Origin of the sequence: Mesotoga sp. Brook.08.YT.4.2.5.2. (assembly GCF_003351125.1) — a bacterium.
In the GTDB taxonomy this organism is placed as follows: domain Bacteria; phylum Thermotogota; class Thermotogae; order Petrotogales; family Kosmotogaceae; genus Mesotoga.
This window is the reverse complement of sequence record NZ_JPGZ01000009.1, coordinates 20140-37756: the sequence shown is the minus strand read 5'-3', so window position 1 is coordinate 37756 and position 17617 is coordinate 20140. Positions and strand designations below refer to the sequence as shown.

At 44.8% G+C, this 17617-nt stretch carries 20 protein-coding genes; all 20 read right to left on the bottom strand.

What is annotated here, in order from left to right; genetic code table 11:
• Window positions 1–4 precede the first annotated feature (4 nt).
• Genes Q502_RS02315 through minC form a run of 20 tightly spaced genes read right to left on the bottom strand, consistent with a single transcriptional unit; the run spans window position 5 to window position 17505 of the window.
• On the bottom strand, window positions 5–2476 hold the full coding sequence (locus Q502_RS02315; protein WP_099828769.1) for an outer membrane protein assembly factor: 2472 nt from the start codon (window positions 2474–2476) through the stop codon (window positions 5–7).
• Window positions 2466–3029 carry an ATP-binding protein gene (locus tag Q502_RS02310; RefSeq protein ID WP_099828768.1) on the bottom strand — a complete coding sequence of 188 codons (564 nt, stop codon included), beginning with the start codon at window positions 3027–3029 and terminating at the stop codon, window positions 2466–2468. The genes Q502_RS02315 and Q502_RS02310 overlap by 11 nt, the downstream gene beginning before the upstream one ends.
• A complete protein-coding gene (locus tag Q502_RS02305; protein ID WP_099828767.1) occupies window positions 3020–3739 on the bottom strand; it encodes a PHP domain-containing protein in 720 nt (239 codons plus the stop codon). The genes Q502_RS02310 and Q502_RS02305 overlap by 10 nt, the downstream gene beginning before the upstream one ends.
• A gap of 6 nt (window positions 3740–3745) precedes the next feature.
• A complete protein-coding gene (locus tag Q502_RS02300) occupies window positions 3746–4081 on the bottom strand; it encodes an iron-sulfur binding hydrogenase (RefSeq protein ID WP_099828766.1) in 336 nt (111 codons plus the stop codon).
• A gap of 1 nt (window position 4082) precedes the next feature.
• Window positions 4083–5042 carry a CBS domain-containing protein gene (locus Q502_RS02295; protein ID WP_099828765.1) on the bottom strand — a complete coding sequence of 320 codons (960 nt, stop codon included), beginning with the start codon at window positions 5040–5042 and terminating at the stop codon, window positions 4083–4085.
• A complete protein-coding gene (locus tag Q502_RS02290; RefSeq protein ID WP_099828764.1) occupies window positions 5035–5397 on the bottom strand; it encodes a hypothetical protein in 363 nt (120 codons plus the stop codon). Before Q502_RS02290 ends, Q502_RS02295 begins: the two co-directional genes overlap by 8 nt.
• Entirely contained in the window at window positions 5394–6086 is a 693-nt protein-coding gene (thyX, locus tag Q502_RS02285; protein ID WP_099828763.1) for an FAD-dependent thymidylate synthase, read from the bottom strand. The genes Q502_RS02290 and thyX overlap by 4 nt, the downstream gene beginning before the upstream one ends.
• On the bottom strand, window positions 6076–7248 hold the full coding sequence (locus Q502_RS02280) for a tetratricopeptide repeat protein (RefSeq protein WP_243392213.1): 1173 nt from the start codon (window positions 7246–7248) through the stop codon (window positions 6076–6078). The genes thyX and Q502_RS02280 overlap by 11 nt, the downstream gene beginning before the upstream one ends.
• Complete coding sequence (locus Q502_RS02275; protein ID WP_099828762.1) at window positions 7245–8036, bottom strand: type I phosphomannose isomerase catalytic subunit; 792 nt, start codon at window positions 8034–8036, stop codon at window positions 7245–7247. Before Q502_RS02275 ends, Q502_RS02280 begins: the two co-directional genes overlap by 4 nt.
• A complete protein-coding gene (gene trmFO, locus Q502_RS02270) occupies window positions 8033–9331 on the bottom strand; it encodes a methylenetetrahydrofolate--tRNA-(uracil(54)-C(5))-methyltransferase (FADH(2)-oxidizing) TrmFO (RefSeq protein WP_099828761.1) in 1299 nt (432 codons plus the stop codon). Before trmFO ends, Q502_RS02275 begins: the two co-directional genes overlap by 4 nt.
• Complete coding sequence (locus Q502_RS02265) at window positions 9328–10221, bottom strand: DNA-3-methyladenine glycosylase (RefSeq protein ID WP_099828760.1); 894 nt, start codon at window positions 10219–10221, stop codon at window positions 9328–9330. The genes trmFO and Q502_RS02265 overlap by 4 nt, the downstream gene beginning before the upstream one ends.
• The gene (locus tag Q502_RS02260; protein WP_099828759.1) at window positions 10218–10523 is read right to left on the bottom strand and encodes a hypothetical protein; all 306 of its coding nucleotides are present in this window, start codon (window positions 10521–10523) and stop codon (window positions 10218–10220) included. Before Q502_RS02260 ends, Q502_RS02265 begins: the two co-directional genes overlap by 4 nt.
• Window positions 10523–11302: an epoxyqueuosine reductase QueH gene (locus tag Q502_RS02255; RefSeq protein WP_099828758.1), complete on the bottom strand. Its 780-nt coding sequence runs from the start codon at window positions 11300–11302 to the stop codon at window positions 10523–10525. The genes Q502_RS02260 and Q502_RS02255 overlap by 1 nt, the downstream gene beginning before the upstream one ends.
• Entirely contained in the window at window positions 11299–12075 is a 777-nt protein-coding gene (locus tag Q502_RS02250) for a ComEA family DNA-binding protein (protein ID WP_099828757.1), read from the bottom strand. Before Q502_RS02250 ends, Q502_RS02255 begins: the two co-directional genes overlap by 4 nt.
• Window positions 12072–12812 carry an SPOR domain-containing protein gene (locus Q502_RS02245; RefSeq protein ID WP_099828756.1) on the bottom strand — a complete coding sequence of 247 codons (741 nt, stop codon included), beginning with the start codon at window positions 12810–12812 and terminating at the stop codon, window positions 12072–12074. The genes Q502_RS02250 and Q502_RS02245 overlap by 4 nt, the downstream gene beginning before the upstream one ends.
• Complete coding sequence (locus Q502_RS02240; protein WP_099828755.1) at window positions 12809–13798, bottom strand: 3-dehydroquinate synthase; 990 nt, start codon at window positions 13796–13798, stop codon at window positions 12809–12811. The genes Q502_RS02245 and Q502_RS02240 overlap by 4 nt, the downstream gene beginning before the upstream one ends.
• Window positions 13795–14805, bottom strand: a complete 1011-nt coding sequence (locus Q502_RS02235) for a M42 family metallopeptidase (protein WP_099828754.1) — start codon at window positions 14803–14805, stop codon at window positions 13795–13797. Before Q502_RS02235 ends, Q502_RS02240 begins: the two co-directional genes overlap by 4 nt.
• Complete coding sequence (locus tag Q502_RS02230) at window positions 14802–15842, bottom strand: M42 family metallopeptidase (protein WP_099828753.1); 1041 nt, start codon at window positions 15840–15842, stop codon at window positions 14802–14804. The genes Q502_RS02235 and Q502_RS02230 overlap by 4 nt, the downstream gene beginning before the upstream one ends.
• Entirely contained in the window at window positions 15839–16852 is a 1014-nt protein-coding gene (locus Q502_RS02225; protein WP_099828752.1) for a M20/M25/M40 family metallo-hydrolase, read from the bottom strand. Before Q502_RS02225 ends, Q502_RS02230 begins: the two co-directional genes overlap by 4 nt.
• Entirely contained in the window at window positions 16849–17505 is a 657-nt protein-coding gene (minC, locus tag Q502_RS02220) for a septum site-determining protein MinC (RefSeq protein WP_099828751.1), read from the bottom strand. The genes Q502_RS02225 and minC overlap by 4 nt, the downstream gene beginning before the upstream one ends.
• Between the last annotated feature and the right edge of the window lie 112 nt (window positions 17506–17617).

Sequence of the window (17617 nt, the reverse complement as noted above, 5' to 3'; positions counted from 1 at the left end):
CTTCTTAGAATGCAGGCCCAAAACCAAAGAAGGGAGTTCCATAATACGGCTTGCCATACATGGAATTCTGTTCAGCAAGGCTCGTGTTGTATCCGTAACCAAGACGAACCAACCCAATCATTGGAATTGATATATCTATGCAAAGACCAAAATCAGCAAGAAAGTTTCCTCCGATTATGTCCCCGCCCGAACTGTTCCGATAGAAAAGCAAGTCACCGAACCCAACTATGTCAACAGGTATTGACGATGTTTCCGGTGTCAACGGATATCTCAGCTGGGCAGAACCGACAGTTACACCGTAGGAATTCTGACCGATACTCTGAGAACCCCTTACCCTAATGAGAGAGTCCGGGCTAAACAGATAGTTTCTGAAGACACCGTTAGAAGAGAGCGGGAAAAGCTGCTGCGTTCTTATCCTGAAGCCAAGAACTGGATCTCCTATTGACATGAAATTCTTGTACTCTGCATATCCCGAAAGGAACAGTTTGTCGTCCTTCCCAAGGATACCTCTAGCAGTGAGGCCGGCAAGATACTCACTTCCCATTGTCGGCCTTAGGATGTCATCTCGGGTAGAGAGCTGATAACTTATCCCAGTAAACAGCCCGTCAAAGCTTTCGGAGACGCTCCCAGTATCGTCGCCAGTCGCAGGCTTAGTCTCTGTAGAAACCTTGCTCTCTGACATAATATACTCATACCCCGCAGTAAACCCAATTTTTTGTCCGGGTGACAGCTTGTAACTTGGAGTAAATGAGAGCATGAACTCTGTATCCTGAGAAGCTTTGGTTACTATGGTATCGGTGGAATCGATTGTTGTCGTAAATCCAGTAAATTTCAGTCTGAAGGCCGTGTCCAAATCAAGCCTGGAACCACCGATCTTGGGAATCGAATAGCCTATAGTGGCATCAAAGGCCGGTCTTCTCGTTGTTGTTTCCGTGGCTCCTTCAGTCAAAACAACTTCTTTGTTGTTGGGCATTGGAAGGGTAACACTGAGCGTAGTTGAGATATTCTGACCATAACCCCACACATTGAGCAGTCCCAGATCAAGATAAAGATTCAGACCATTCTGCCATCCTCCGCCGCCACCAATCCTGTTGTTTTTATCGGTTTCCGTAAGCGTGATCTTCACATCCAATGCATCGCTACCTACAGGAACAGGAGCAATATCCACTTTCGAGAAGTAACCTGTGTTGTTTAAGAAGGCATATGTGTTTCTAAGCTCATCCAAGGACAAAACCTTACCCTTCTCAATGACGATTTTGTCATTGATGAGATAATCCTGAGTCTTCTTTGGACCATCAAATTCAACTGTTACGTCTCTCACTAAGGGCTCAGTTATCTTCAGACTGAAGAAGCCGATTTTTTCATCAATTACCGGCTCAATTCTCATAAAGGGATAACCCCTATCGGTATATAAGTCTTGAACTGCCTGAATTGCCTTTGCCGCAATCTCATTGTCAACCTTCTGACCTTCAGCAAGACCGGTCTGTCTAAGGATTTCTCCTTTCTGCAAGTTAACGTTCCCCTCAATAAAGACACTTCTTAATTCGAATCCCGATTTTACATACTCTATCGGCGTGAAAGTGATACTCATTGATAATGCGCTGCTTTCCCTAACTTCATCGGGAAGCGTCACCTGTCTCACGCTTTTCAGGGCGTTATTCAGTGTCACGATCATCGCCTGATAAGTTCTGTCATCGAATCCCCACTGTCCGTTTGAATTAGCATAATAAGTGGAGTAAATCGTCTGAACGACTCTGTTAATGTCTTCGACTCTTGGAACATACTTTTTCTTAGAATTGACCCATCTAATCAGGATCGAAGTATCGTAATACTTTTTCAAATAATCTATCTCCAATCTACTAAGGAGATAGGATTTAGCTTCATCCGATATTGGAGCATCGATCGAAAGCTCCCACAGGAAAGAGATTTTAACTGTAAAAGTGACCTTCACCTTATCAGTAACATTGCCTGAAAAAACGTCGGCTCTGTCTTTATCGGTCTCCCACTCTACCCGTACAAACGGTTCTATATAACCGCTTTCAGCCAGTTTGCTCTCTATTGCTTCTAGGGTTAAGGGAATATCATACATCAACCTTGAAGGATTCATAGGTTTGCCACTCTTGATAACTGAAGCAGCTTCGAGTAGAGATGTTTCAACGATTTTCGGACCGTCGAAAACAACTGAAACCTCTACAACAGGGTACTCTTTGACCTGAACTGTCAGAAGTCTGGATGCTTCATCAAAGCTGTGATACACATCGGAAAAGTAACCACTGTTCTTCACTCTCTCTATCGCCTCTTCTAGTTCAGAACCGCTTATTTCCTTTCCACGCTGAATGTTCAGAATCTCTAGAACTTCGTTGTCTGAGATCACTCTGTTGTCAAGAACAGCGATCCTTGACGGAACGATGCTTGCCAAACCAAACCCACATAGCAAAAGCAGACTAAGAATAATCGATAATCTTCTAATGGACATCCGATAAACCTCCCAGTGAAATTTCTGCCTCCTGAAGAATTTCAAGAATCATCTTCATTTTGACTGGAAAAACGAAACAGTCGTTCCCCAGAACTTCTCTGAATTGAGCCGAGGAGAAAGAATAACCATCTTCATCTAGAACTCTCTCTATTGTCCAGTCTACATTGTCTTTCATAGTAATCACAGCAAATAGAGTCGATGGGACATCACCTACAGGCTGACAGTCGACACTTGAAAGAATGAACAGTGCGCTAACCTCTGTACCAATCCCAGGCTCTGAACGAATTTCGAAGTTGCCTCCCGTAGATTCAGCTGCAAACTTCAGCATCGGCAAGCCTAATCCGAAATTGACTTTCTTTTTCTTTTCCGTATAGAAAGGATCCATGACTGCTTCCAAAGATTGAGCATTAATGCCCTTACCCCAGTCCACAACCGAGAAAAAGAGAGTCTCTTCCTTCCTTTCTTCGATCGTTAACTTCGCTGTTTTTGTTCCAGAATCTACTGAGTTCTGAGCAATATCCAGTATGTGGTCGCAGATTGTTCTCAGTCCCATATTATACTCAACGCCCTTCCTGAGGAAAAAATCGCAGTTTTGAACTCCTCGAAGCTTCTTGTGCTGGCCGAAATTGCCACTGTGGGCTTGATCAGGTCTAAACTATGTGCATCACTTGAATGTATAATGTTTTTCGTCTGCAGCCCCCGCTTCAGAGTCCTTTCAAAAGAAATCTCCATGGGCACTTCTATACATTCTTCTGGTACAAGTCCGAGCTGCACAATGAGACCCATTTTCCTATCAATATGAGCCATTACCGAAATCCCACCATTCTCTTCTACAGTCTTAAGAGTCTCAGAAATGCTCAGAGAAGCTGGCTGTCCAAGCCAGATTTCCTCCATACCTACAAAAGAATCATTCTCATCCACCAACAACTGATAACCAGATATCTCAGGGTCTATCGTAACTATCGGAAGCTTCTCTCTCTTAAGAAATGCAGAATACCCTTCTGCTGACGAAACATCTGGAAAATACGCTAATACGTGAACATCCTCAAGTGTGTGTACTTCTATGCCGGGGATCACGGAAACCCCCACTTCTTGAAGAACACTGCTGAAAACTCTAACGTTACCCGCACTGTTATGATCCGTAATAGCAATCCAATCGATCCCTCTTGATACACATACTTTTGCAATCTCGCCTGGCGTCATTGTAATTTCGGCACATGGAGAGAGACAGCTATGAATGTGAAAGTCGCAAAGAAACTGCAAAACACTTCAGCCCTTGAAACCACTCTTTATTAGCCTGTAAACAAGATCGAAGGTAGTTTCTTCGCTTTCCATAAGGACGATTCCCGTTTCCTCGGCCTTTCTAATAGTCGCGTCGTCGAAGTGAAGACCATTACACAACACAATTGCTTTGACCCCTACAATAGTGGCAACTGCCAGAATATTCATATGAGACTGAACAGTCAACCAGATAGAATTCGATGGGGCATTTCCCATTACGTCGCTAAGCAAGTCTCCAATGTAAGCATCCGATATGTCAGCCTCGAGAGGTAAGTCTGTGACTACTTTTGTCCCACATTTGTCAACCAGTTCGCTCAATCTCATGTCATTTCCTCCCATTTCGATAGAAGTGCATTTCAACCACAACCCCTTTTCCCGTCTCAGATACTACAACCATTTTGTCTGAGTACCTTCTCATGTTCGGAAGGCCCATCCCCGCTCCAAAACCCAGCTCGCGAATGTGATCAGACGCCGTGGAGAATCCTTCCTTGATTGCCTGCTCCACGTTTTCAATACCTCTTCCATAGTCTTCAACTCTCACTCTTACCAGGGCCTCATCGTACCAGGCGAAGATATAACCTTCGCTACCGCTATGAATTACGACGTTCACTTCAGCTTCATAACAGGCGATTGATACTCTCCGTATCAGATTGTCGTCATCTGTAAGCGTCTTCAGATAGCTCTTCAGTTTCGCAGATCCAACTCCGGCCATGTCAATTTCCGAATAATCAATATGGAATACGAAGTCAGCACTCTTTTTCTCAACGGCATCTCCCGAAATAAGAGACTTATCAAACCAGTCAACACTTCTCTCCAGAACTTCCCTTCGTCGGGTATCGTGAACGTAGATTAGCCTGAATTTATCAAGAATGGCTCCGATAATATCCTTCTTTGTAATTATTCCGATGAGCTTCCCTTCGGAATCAACAACTGGGAATCTCCCGTATCTGTATCTGTTGAACTTCTCAATCAGTGCCTCAAGATTCATCTCTGGAGAGAGTGTAACTAAATCCCTTGTCATATGCTTTTCAATCGAATCAGTTATGTAGTTGCCCTCCAGAGCAACAATAATGTCCTCTATACTCACTATGCCTTCCAGCTGGTTATCGGCATCGGTAATGGGAACTCCTGATATCTTGCAGATCCTCATCAGTTCTTTCGCCTGCCACATCGTTCTATCTTTGGTTAGCGTGATAACGCTCTTCAACATTATGTCTTTTGCCGTTATATCTACAAATAACCCTCTTAACTTTTCAAGGAGGTCGTCAACACTTCGTTCAGTCAAAGTTCTTCCCTTCTTCTAGTGAATCTCCAAGACCCTCTCTATAAAGAATTCCGCAAGTCCTGTACATCGACATTCTTGCGTGAATCAAAGGCATCTCAAGTTCTTGAGCCAGATGAATCGTGGTCTCAGGAACATTTCTTTTCCTTATTATCAACACTGCAGCGGCTCCAACCACTGAGGCAGTTCTAACACATTGAGGAGAATTCAGGCCTGTTACCAGAATCATTCCAGGTCCTCCAAAAGCAAGCACATCACTCATCAGATCTGCAGCTCCTACCGACTCTATTTCAGGATCTTCAGTTACATTATTCAGTATCTCGCAATCAAGTAACCGGATGATATTGGCAAGTCTCATCCCCTAACCTCCTTATTCAGAAGATCACCTGTATAGTTGTACCTGATGAAAGCATCATATACTACCGGACATTTAGCTTCGAAAATCTCTGCGATTGCACTAGCATACAGTTGGATTTCTGGCTGAGCATGAGAATCTGCTCTCTGATTTAGGAAATTCATAATCGACCTTCCATTGATAGTCCAGTACGCCTCTGTGTACATAGATGTGGGCAGTACAATTCTCGCCATCTCTTTCGCAACGCCCATTTCTATGAGTCTACTATAAGCGACAAAAGCGTTCTTATAGGCTTCTTCGATTATTGCAATCGCCTTTTGAGTGATTGCCTTATCTGCACATTCCACTGAACCCTGTTTGTTTTCGCCGTCTGGAGTCCTTATGGAATCTGGCAGATACCACTCATCAGAGAACTCAGTATATCTTCCGCTTCGCTCATTTATTGACGCTATTCTGTGTCTCACGAGCTGTCTCATAACGAAAATCGGTAGCTTCAAGTGGAACTTGAACACTATGTGTTCAAAAGGGGAGTGGTGACCATGCTCCATCAAATAACGAATTAGGCGATCATCTCTATCTTTGCTAGTTAAGCCCTTACCATAACTTACCCTAGCTGCCTGAACCGCTGAGTAGTCATCTCCCATTCGGTCTACAAGCTCGACGAACCCTTTGTCAAGAACATCAATTCTCATCATTTCCTCCGTCTTCTTTCATCGCCTTTCTCTCTTGTGAACTCTTTCTCTTTCTACTAAAGTATTCTAACAGAAAGAGCCCCAGGACTACTACGGCAGTAAGCGGGACTACTGTAACAAGCGCCAGTTCAAAGATTACTCTTCGCCTTAACTCCTTCAGTGCAGAACTTACTGCATAATCATAATCTTCGAATCCACTCAGCTGAAGATAGAACCTAGCTAAATCATAGTAGTCTCGATCTTTCGTCTCATAATAGGCCATTCCAAGATTCCTAATAGCCCTTGAGTTGTTCGGCCAAAAACGTACTGCCTCCTGATAGCGCTCAATTGCTTCTTCAAAGTCACCATCTTCAAGGTAGATGTCTCCAATTACCATCGAAGCATTAGACGCAAATCTGGGAGGAATCTGATTCAGATCGAGGGAGTCTAAGATCTCCCAAGCTTGAGGTACTTCACCAAGTTGCAGATAGGACATCGCCACATAATAGCTGGAAAGTGGATCCTCTGTTTCCAGCCTCGAAAAGTCCTCTATAACCACCTCTGTAAGCCCTGAGACAAATTCACTTTCGATAAGATCGTCTCCGAGCAGTCCCTGAAGGTTTTCAGAGAATACCGTTTCTCGGATTTCCATTAACCTTTCAATATCCATTGAGCCGATGCTGGAATACAACTCCAGCAAAGCTTTGTATGGGAAATACTGCCCGGGTCGAGCGTCAATCAACTCATTTGCCGTCTCCTCGATCTGCTTTGCCGATCTCGGATCTCTTGTATCAACCCAATCATAGAAGAAGGCTCTCAGAGATACCGCCTTCAAGAGATGGTCCTCGCTTTCAGACGAATAGAGCATATTCAACGCAGAGACAGTTGAAACAGCGACTAACTGGTAGACCACCTCGATGGCTTCCTGAAGGTACGGAGGAAGTACCTCTCCTTGAAGCTCTGAGTAAAGATTACTAAACCAAACCTTGTAGTTTGGTTGGATAGTCTCTCTGTACTTCAGACCCACGGCTAACGTAAGATAAGCCTTCGTTTCCAAATCTCTGCTGTCAAGTGATTGAATATCCATAAGGTAGTTCTTCGAAAGAAGCAAATCCGTTTTGTCAACAGAAAAGGCAAGAGCTGAAACGGTCAATATAAAGGCAAGAACCAAAATGTGCTTCACAAGTCCTCACTCCAAAATGGTCCCAAAGTGATAGCAAGAAATGGCATTTGGGATTCAACATTATCATTGATAACCACATATAGATTAGGTCTTTCCTCAATTGTGACACATATTCCAGTACCGGAGAATGTTACTGTCTTCTCTATCGAAAAGTATTTCCACTGAAAACTCTTCATGTTCTTACAGTATTCTGGATTAACAGACGGCTTAATTACTTTGATTGCCTTGTCAAGATGAAGATCCCGACCCCTGTTCCAGTCGAAGAGCCTGTACGTTGTGTCACTGTTCTGCTGAATCTCGATCAGCTTAGAACTCGGCCCTATTGCGTGTACGACACCTGCAGGCAAAGCCAGAAGATCTCCCTTATTAAGACTGATGTGATTCAGGTCTTTCTCTCTGATGTCGATTGTCTCGGTTTTTTTCTTTAACCCTGCAAGCACCTGACCATTTGTTAAGAAATACCAGCATTCGCTCTTACCCCATGGTTCTCCTTCAATGCGACGGGCAAATTCATCATCAGGATGAACCTGGACTGAAAGCCATTCCTTTGCCGAGATATATTTAACCATCAAAGGAAGCCTAGGCAAAGCTCGTCCGCAAAGCTCTTCAGTAACATCTTCAGGATTCAGTCTTGAAGAGCTTGACTCAAGACTAGTCTTCATATTAGCTGTATCTGACAGAAGCCAAACTTCTCCTATCGGTTCTTCAGAATCTACTCCGTAGATGGTGTTCAAATCACTATCACCCCACGGTCTACTCGAAAAGACGGGTTTGCTTCTGTATATCACTTTCTCACCTCTTTCAGGAAATGCTCCATCTGCTCTTGCGCTCTTAATACCTTTCTTCTATTCTTCTCTCTCTTATCTCTCATCCTTATCTCCGGTAGAAGACCAAAATTCGCATAGACTGGCCTTAAGGGACTCCTGCCAGATACTGTTACATGGTTGACCAGCCCTCCAAGCATTGTCTCCTTCGGAGGAATTAACGTTCTGCGACCGTCAACAAATCGATTGACATTGATTGCCACAAGCCTTCCGGAGACTATTGCCTCCACGTATCCTTCAAGACCGCAAATCTGTCCTGCAAAGAACAGCCCTTGGTAATCTTTGGACTGAAGATCGGGATTCAGAAGCTTGGGTGAATCGAGGAAGGTGTTCCTGTGCATTACTCCATATCTGGCAATGTCGGCGTTCCTTAGAGCTGGGATAAGTCCTAGGATTCTCTTCTGCTCGCTCCATTTCAGCCTCGTTTGAAACCCAACAAGACTTAACAGTGAACCTGAGAGATTTTCCTTTCTAAGCTGAACAACCGCAAAAGGTTCTTCTCCCGTTGCAGGATCGGTCAGTCCCACCGGCTTCATTGGACCAAATCTCAGAGCTTCTTTTCCGCTTCGCGCTATCTCTTCAACAGGCTGGCAGCGTTCGAAGAGAAATCGATCCGAGAAGTTTTCGATCTCCAAAACTTCTGCCGATACAATCTCCTTCCAGAAAACTTCGTACTCCTCAGTCGTAAGAGGGCAGTTCACGTAGTCTCCGGTGTCGGAATATCTGTCAGCAACAAAGGCTCTCTCGAAGTTTACCGAATCCGAAGCGACTATTGGAGCTACAGCATCAAAGAAAAAGAGTGCGTTGCCGAACAGTTCACCTAGATAATTCTCAAGGCATTCAGAAGTTAGTGGGCCGGTACACACTATATTGACTGACCCGGAGATGTCTAGCTGGCACACCTCTTCTCTCCGAACACTGATAAGTGGGTGGTTCTCTATCCTCCTAGTGATCTCTCTTGCAAAGGTCTCTCTGTTTACTGCCAAAGCCTTTCCCGCAGGTACTCTATGACGGTGGGCGGCTTCCAGAAGTCGGGAGCCAATTAGCAGACCCTCTTCCTTCAACAGGCCCGATGCATTGTCCAGTGACTTAGATTTCAAAGAGTTGCTGCATACTAGTTCCGCAAAGTCTTCCGTTTGATGAACATCGGTTTTCCTGGCAGGTCTCATCTCGAAAATCATTACCTCTTTTCCGAAATCCGCGAGGCTCAAAGCAACTTCAGAACCGGCCAGTCCTCCACCGATAACATTTATCCTCATTTCTTCTCTCTTCCTAGTTTGTGAGTTCTATAGTACCTGAATAGTGCTTCTTGATAGTACCCTCCATAAGGAAAGAAGGAATCCATTCCAAACTGCATTACCTTTTTTGTTGAACCGTCCAGCGCGAACAGATCTTTCATCACTCTGCTCACCCAGATATCTACCGGGAAGGCGCTCAGCTTACCGTAGGCAAAGAGCATTACACAGCTACCTACCTTGTAACCAATGCCGTCATGCTTCATCAATTCTTCGAGCAAGTCTTCAGCAGCCAGTGAAGAAAGCCGTGAGAAATACCCTTCTGTCTCTATGTCTGAAAAGAGTTTCATAAGCCACGGAACCCTGAAACCGATTTTGAGCTCGGTCAGAGCTTCTGCTGAGATTCCCTTGGCCTGCTCCAATGAAGGAAACGTGTAGTAACTCTCCTGACATAGATCGATCCTGTTTTCGGGAAAGAGTTCCGATAGTTTGTCGCTCATCCATCGAATCATAGGAATGCTGTTTCTAGTTGAGAGAATATACTCCACAACCATCTCAAAAGGATCTTGCCTTAGTATTCTCAGTCCTTCGGCTTCCTTGAGAGCCTTTTCAGACACTATTCTAACCCTTTGATCAAAACACTTCAGTCTTTCCAGAATTATAGAGTGAATCTCCTCCAGATTATCCCCAAGTCCAAGGTAGTTCCCAATTTCCTCATAGATATCTTTTCCGAGCAAAGATTTGGAGGAAGATCTGACGATAATTCCATCTGAGTCCTCTTTCAGGAAGAGAACTGTATCTCGAACAACTCCCTTCCACCAGTCTCCTTCTTTTCGCCATCGAAAAGTCTGACCACAGTCAAGTGTCGAATCAAGATCAATTAGACCCGCAGGTTTCAAAGTGAATTCAATCACAGGTTCGCCTCATGGGACTCGATAACCGTTTTCAAAAGCCTATATGCGTTGTCTTCAAGGAACTCACCGAGCACTATGAGATAAGAACTCTTTCTAATTCCATCAAGATATAGAGCGGTAATCTGCGTCCCATTCACAACCGTTGAGCTTCTCGAACCCGTAGCTTTTGAAAGCGCGATTATGAGCTGAGGGATATCAAATTCCAACTCCCCATCATAAGGAATCCCTTTTTCGTCGACCAGGCGAAAGACCATTCCACACTCTTCCCCCAGTGATCTGATTCTTTTTGCCAGAGTATCCATTACTTCTTCTCCCTGATTATCCGGCAGTTGTAACTCCCGGTTTTCAACCATCTTTTGCCTTGTAGTGAAACATCTTCGACATCATCAAGAAGTGCACAAGGCTTAATGAGAGTTATCAGCTCTTTCAACACGGAGACCTCTTCAACGGGGATGCTGCTTCGAGAAATTACGGCACCTCTGAATCTCCAGAGATCGGCGAAGCATGAAAAGTCTCTCTCTAGCGCCTCTTTATCTCTCCTTTTCTTGATCTCTCTGGTCTGGACAATTTCCTTGAGACTAGATTTGCAGCCACAGTAATTCTGGACATAGACATTACCCAAAAACTGATTTAGCTTTCCCCTTTCTAGTCTTAGGTTTTCCGAAATGAACTCCAAATCAAACGATTCCGAAACTTTCTGCCCAATCTGACAGATCAGATAAATTGGCTTCTGGGGGCTTGCAAGAAGCGTGGTACTGAAGCTCTTGGCACCTAAGGATTTTGCAGCTTCCGCTGCCTTTCTCAACCTTAATTCTATACATTTCGTACATCTCATGCCCCCTTCCGGCTCATCTTCAAAGGAATCATGAATAGCAGAGAAGTCCTCGGGGCTGTAGTCTGGTTCAGGACACTCAACTCCCATTTCTTGACAGACTCTTCGGAAAGCATGATATCTTTTGAAGAACTCTTCTTCAGGATAGATATTCGGATTATAGAAAAGCAGCATTGAATGCTTCAGTTCCTCTCTCTTCAAAACAGAACTAACTAGATCCGGTGCGCAGCAAACATGAAGCAGATTCAAAACTCAACCAGCTCCTTCAAACTGGCAATGGTCTTATCACCAATTCCACTTACCTTAGCCAGATCATCGCACGAACGAAATGGACCGAAATGAGCACGCGTGTCAACTATTCTCTGAGCAAGCACGGGCCCGATGCCTGGAAGCTTACAGAGGTCTTCCACATCTGCGTTATTAACATTCACCTTTCTCGAACCGGATTGTTCTTCAGCCCCGATAAGAGGAATAATGGCAGCAAGTATCTCAGGAAGTATGGAAGGTCCGATTCCAGGTACATTGAGAAGGTCTTCCTCAGTTATTATGGGTCCCTTGAGTTCCCTGTATTCGATTATAGCAGCTGCCTTAGCTTCACCGATTCCTGGAATTTTCTGAAGAGACTGAGAGGAAGCCGTGTTTATGTCGATTAAAACCACTCCTTCTGCGTTGGAATACAGCTGACCGGAAACGGTCACCATTTCTCTCAAGTTACTCAGGGTCTTTTCACCAATTCCCCTGACAAGAAGAAGATCGTCAATGGAAAAAAACGGACCGGACGTAGCTCTGTAATCGACTATTGCTCGGGCCTTGGCAGGGCCTATCCCCGGCAACAGCTCCAGCTCCTTCTCCGAGCAAGAGTTCAAATCAATAGGGAAGCTAACCGACTTCGGTTTATCAGAGTTTTCACCGATGGCCGTTGAGTTGCTACCGCTATACCCTGAGAGGGCCACAAACCCCATGAGCACTAGTATCACAATTGATCCGATTATCTGTAACTCCTTGACCGAAATCTTCCTCATCTCAACTGCCTCGGAAACCTGTCAGTGATATTCCAGCCCGTTATCCTCTGGAGTGCCTGAACGTCGACTGATGAAGAGTACTCTCTGGCCGCTGCCGCATCAGGGAAAATCCCTAAAACAGCTGCATAGAATGTTCTCCCGTCCGCGGTTATTGACTTATACACAAAGGCAGGGTAACCTGCACTCCTCAGATCCATTACTTGTGGTGCTATCCCATCTGAGACTGTGTGCGATACGAGTTGAATTCCATAAGCCGTCTTTGAGTCATAAAGTCCGTCAAGTGGGTTCTTCCCCAGAAACATCACGCCAAAACTATCCCCCACCCTGGTGATAAAGTACTTCCCGAGACCTTTCTCCACGCACAACTTGAATGCTGTATCTTCTTCCACAACAACATAACCAAACTCGGAACCTTCTGCAAGAAAGTCGAAGGAGTTCAGTATTAGCCGCCTATAGTCGAATACCTCAAGAAAGAAGTTCTGAGTTTCTGGAATCGATATTGTCTCTCTGACAACCTGTGTTCCTGTGGGAAATTGTACGGGATTGTCCGGCTGTTCAGGCTGATCGATCCCCTGAGAAAGCACAGAACTTCTGATTTCCTCAATTATGAGTTCCGACTTTCTGTTTTCCTCCCGGAGAAAAATAGCATATCCTCCAAGCGTCATGACAACTGCCGACAATGCAAGAACGATAACGATAAGAGTCTTCAGAACATAATCATGCGATACTTCGCTCATACAAAATTCTCCAATCCCCTCCAGGTCTTTTCCCTGACAAATCTCTCAAATATAGAACACCCCACGAAGTAAGTCTTGTCGAGATTTCCGTCAGGAGTACTGATTCTTACACCACCTTTCTGTTCGACCAAGTCAACCAAGGACGACATATCAATTCTGGAAGACCATCTACTGTCCCACAGCAATTTCACCACTCTAAAAAAGTCTTCTGTCACACTACTATCCCCTGTACCAAATTTCTCGGCCAGACGTAATTCCATCATGGCTCCAAATAGAAGTGAAGAATCATATCCAGCCTTAAGCCTAGAAGCAGTTTCAATAAGCCTTCCAATTTCCGTGCCTACAACGAATCTGCCAGTTTCAATTCCCTTAAGATAAGCTTTCACTGACGAGAAAACAATATCTTCCCATTGCTCAGCAGAGATATCTTTACCAGAGACCACAACGTTAAAAAGATACTTGAAAAGCCTATTATCAAACGAAAGGGCAACCAGCAAAGGAAAGATCAGAACACTCTTGGACGAGCAAGCATACTCTCTGTAACTGACCTCAAAATCAATGAAGACTTTGTCCGGGAGACAGTTGAAAGAGAGAAGGTCCTTCACAAACTCGAAATTCACCCTGAATCCTTTCAGCGCAGGCATCACCTGACTAACTGTCGTCGTAGGAAAGAGGAAGAGCTTCTCAATATCGGTATGACCTGATGACGCATAACCTACCAGATCGATGAGAGAACCTCCTCCAACGGCTGTTATTGCGTTTCTTCTCGATGCCCTTATAGCCTGATATATTTCGAACACTCTGTCAACTGACTTCACATGTTCTCCACCGGGCATCAAGTATTCGTCTTCCAGTCTTTCGCCAAAAACCTTTCTAAAACCAGAGTCTACTATTTTCAGGGACTCTGGAAGTCTTCCAGCAAAAGCCTTCCCAAAAATCAACTGACACCTTTCAGCTGATTCACTGGTAAATGTGATTCTTCTCATTCCACTCCTTCTTCAGCAAGTGCCTTTAACAGACGAACCGCATTAAGAACATCATCATAATCAACCATCTCGTGAGGCGAGTGCACGTATCTGCAAGGAACCGAGACCGTTCCTGAGGCTATTCCTCTTCCGGTCGTCTGGTAACCTCTAGCGTCAGTGCCTCCAAAAATCAAGACCTCATACTGAGTGGGAATCTCCTTTTTCTCAGCAATCTCCTTCAATCTAGATACTACTCTCGAAGAGCTTATGCTTCCGCGATCCTTTATCTTTATCGTAGGTCCTTCTCCAAGTTTGAATCCCATTCTCTTCAAAGATTTCGGGGTGTCGGGTCCTGTGGTAACATCTACTGCAACAGCCATATCTGGCATAATATCAAATGCAGCGACACTTGCACCCACTAGTCCAACTTCTTCCTGAACGGCGAAGACAAAGTAAACATCGTCTTTGGGATCCTTTAGCTCTTTCAAGACCTGTATCATAATTGCACAGGCGATCCTGTCGTCCATAGATTTCGAGATGAGTCTCTTTCCAAGATCGATGAACTCTGAATCATATGTTCCAAAAGTCCCGATCGGTGCCTTCCTCTCTGCATCACTCTTATCTATTGCTCCGATGTCAACGAAAATGTGGTCGAAATCAAGATTCTTGATGCTCTCCCCGAGCTCTTTGATCGTCTCACCTTCTAGGTCAACGACACCTGATGCTCCTGTCTCAAAAATCAATCTCGAACCCAAAAGCATATATGGAGACAGCGCACCTATCGAATCAATCCTGAGAAAACCATTTGAGTCGATATGTGTGACCACGACACCGATTTCGTCCATGTGACCGTCAAATAACAGCTTCTTGCCACTCTTTCCTTTCTTCAGAGCAACAAGATTGCCTAACGGATCTATCTTCATGCTATCAACGTATGGTTTGATCTCTTCGGCGATCGCTTCCCTTATAGCATCCTCCCTACCACTGGGAGAACTAATCGTAACCAGTTTCTCAATCAGCTTTTTCATCTAGACAGCACCTTCCCTTCCTTAACTAGTAAACTGGCGAGTTTTACCACTCCGAGAAAATCATTGACGTTTATTACAGAAGTTGGAGAATGTATGTATCTCGAAGGAGTCGAGATAACACCTGACGGTATACCCGAAATTACTCTTGCAAGCCTAGCTGCATCAGTACCCCCAGCTATCCTGCTCTTGTACTGGAATTCTATTGAGTTTTTCTTAGCAGTATCCACGATTGTGTCGAGTATCCTCTTATCTAGCACCAATCCACTGTGGGCAAATGTTAAGACGGGGCCTCTTCCAAGACTTGTGGCCCACCTGTAATCAGGAAGCTCCGGGTTGTCTCCAGCCGTAGTGTTCTCGAACACAAGAGCTGCGTCCGGCTTTATCTGTTTCGCCGCGACCCCGCTTCCCCTCAGACCAACCTCTTCTTGGACCACCCAGGCGAAATAGACATCAAAATCCAGACGGTACCCTTCAAGGCTCTCAAGAATCCTTATTAATACTTCGCACCCCGTCCTGTCGTCAAATGATTTCGCAATCGCATAGTCGCCAATCTCTTCGTACTGAGTATCGAAGAATACTGGGTCTCCAATGCGATGGTTCTTCTGAGCCTCTTCCTTCTTTGAATAACCCAAATAGATTCTCAGTTTGCCCATGCTTGGTGTTTTAAGCAAAGCGGTTGGATCCTGAGTGTGTATGGCTTCAAACCCTATCACCCCAGGAACAAAATCCTTTCCCACCAAAACCTTTTTACCCATCAATACTCTTGGATCGACTCCTCCTACACTGGTGAAAGAGAGTGTGCCGTCTTCATTGATCTTCTTCACCATAAGACCAACCTCATCGGTATGAGCAAGAAGCATAAGCTTCTTAGAACTCTTCCCCGTCCCTTTTTTCTCCGCAATTAGGTTTCCAACTGTATCGGTCCAGATCGAATCGACTCTTGGCTCGACAATGCTCCTGATGAAGGAAGAGACTTTTTCCTCAAAACCTGATATTCCCGGGAGTTCACAAAGGTCTTTCAGGCGTTCTAGCTTCATTGCTCCTCAGCCCCCTTCAGTGATATGAAAAATCCTGCAAGTAATCTGGCCGTTCCTGCAACATCACTAACTTGAACTACTTCGACTGGAGTGTGCATGAACATTTCAGGGAGAGAAAGCAGAAGCGTTGGAACTCCGGTGCCGGCTATTTGGACATTGTCTGCATCAGTTCCCGTTCTACCTGAGGTGAAGTCATATTGAACTTTGATTTCATTGTCTTTCGCATGTTTATCGAGTAACTCAAAGTACTTCTTGTGGATATTCGGGCCTCCAACAGTTAAGGCCGGACCCTTTCCAAGTTCGACATCGTTCTCTTTGTCATGGTGAGTAACATCCATGGCAACACCAAGATCGATTTCCAAAGCTTCAGCGGCGCCCTTTGCTCCTATTGCCCCGACTTCTTCTCTTGTTGTGAACACGAAATAGACGGTAGGAGTTGTACTGTATTTCGAGAGCTCTCTTGCAGTCTCTATGCTTATCGCTGCACACGCTCTGTCGTCAAGAGCTTTCCCAGCAACCTTGCCGTTCATCTCAAACGCTAAAATGTCTACTACTGCAAGATCGCCAACACCTATCTTCTCATAATCCGGATTAATCGAAGCATCAATGAAGAGCTCATCGAAAGAAGGGACTTCTCCTCTTGTCTCCCTTTTCTGAAGGTGGGGAGCCAACATTCCAATTACTCCTGATCTTTCCTTTCCATCTCTGCTCCTGATCTTAACCTTCTGAGAAATCAATACCTTAGGATCGACGCCTCCTAGCTCTTCAAACCTTGCAAACCCTCTTTCATCGACTCTCGAAATCACAAGCGATACCTCGTCAACATGAGTGAATACGCCTATTCTCTTCCCACTTCCTTTCTTAACTGCAATCAGATTTCCAATTTCGTCTGTATAGGTCTCATCCACAAACGGACCTATCGCTTCCCTAATTACCGAATGGACCTCATCTTCGTATCCCACAGGTCCAAAGGCATTGGAGAGATTAATCAATAACCTGGCTAAACTCAATTCGCCTCCCCCTTTACTTCAAACTTAACATTGTCCGCCTCTTCAACTACTATCCTGCCCGTCCTTACGTGTGCCACGGCAGGCTTATCAAAACGATCGTATTCCTGAGTTATGAAATTCCCAATCTGGATCAGTGAAGGCTGCAAATCGATCGCTGCGATTATCCCGATTTCACCCTGAGAGTAACCGGCTCTAACAACCCCTCTTGCACTTCCAAATATTACAACACTACCACCGGCGATTACCTCTGCACCGGGATGAACATTGCCAACCACCACAACATCATAATTGTGAACAACTATCTGTCCTGATCTGAGATTACGCCTAATGATCTGAGCTCCTCGGACTTCAGTAATCTTCTCTCTAACAAGATCATACTTCTGACCGACTTTCACATCCTTCTGCTCCATACTACCCACGAGTATGTCCTTAACGTGGACACCAAGATCACTCAACAGCGAGACGATCTTAACGATGTCATCCGGTTTGCTTGTATCTTGAGTAAGCATGAGCGAGATCTCATCTCCTTCACGAAAGAAATCCTTCGCGTCAGCAAACTTCTTCATGATGTCTTGCCTCAATTCATCGACGGTTCTGTAAGAGTCAATGAGAAGAATCAGCCCTTTTTTTGTCATTCTGAAGTCAATCGGCATCACGATCACCCCTTTCTTCAAGATTCTATCATGAAAAAACCCTACCCTAGGCGGATTATGAACCCAAAGTAGTCGGCGAAAGCCACGAAAGAAAAGCATCGACCTCTTGACC

Excerpts from the sequence above, each read along its gene's own strand:
- Q502_RS02315 (WP_099828769.1), bottom strand. The coding sequence starts at position 2,476 with ATGTCCATTAGAAGATTATCGATTATTCTTAGTCTGCTTTTGCTATGT.
- Q502_RS02310 (WP_099828768.1), bottom strand. The coding sequence starts at position 3,029 with ATGGGACTGAGAACAATCTGCGACCACATACTGGATATTGCTCAGAAC.
- Q502_RS02300 (WP_099828766.1), bottom strand. The coding sequence starts at position 4,081 with ATGAGATTGAGCGAACTGGTTGACAAATGTGGGACAAAAGTAGTCACA.
- Q502_RS02290 (WP_099828764.1), bottom strand. The coding sequence starts at position 5,397 with ATGAGACTTGCCAATATCATCCGGTTACTTGATTGCGAGATACTGAAT.
- thyX (WP_099828763.1), bottom strand. The coding sequence starts at position 6,086 with ATGAGAATTGATGTTCTTGACAAAGGGTTCGTCGAGCTTGTAGACCGA.
- trmFO (WP_099828761.1), bottom strand. The coding sequence starts at position 9,331 with ATGAGGATAAATGTTATCGGTGGAGGACTGGCCGGTTCTGAAGTTGCT.
- Q502_RS02260 (WP_099828759.1), bottom strand. The coding sequence starts at position 10,523 with ATGGATACTCTGGCAAAAAGAATCAGATCACTGGGGGAAGAGTGTGGA.
- Q502_RS02250 (WP_099828757.1), bottom strand. The coding sequence starts at position 12,075 with ATGAGGAAGATTTCGGTCAAGGAGTTACAGATAATCGGATCAATTGTG.
- Q502_RS02245 (WP_099828756.1), bottom strand. The coding sequence starts at position 12,812 with ATGAGCGAAGTATCGCATGATTATGTTCTGAAGACTCTTATCGTTATC.
- Q502_RS02240 (WP_099828755.1), bottom strand. The coding sequence starts at position 13,798 with ATGAGAAGAATCACATTTACCAGTGAATCAGCTGAAAGGTGTCAGTTG.
- Q502_RS02235 (WP_099828754.1), bottom strand. The coding sequence starts at position 14,805 with ATGAAAAAGCTGATTGAGAAACTGGTTACGATTAGTTCTCCCAGTGGT.
- Q502_RS02230 (WP_099828753.1), bottom strand. The coding sequence starts at position 15,842 with ATGAAGCTAGAACGCCTGAAAGACCTTTGTGAACTCCCGGGAATATCA.
- minC (WP_099828751.1), bottom strand. The coding sequence starts at position 17,505 with ATGCCGATTGACTTCAGAATGACAAAAAAAGGGCTGATTCTTCTCATT.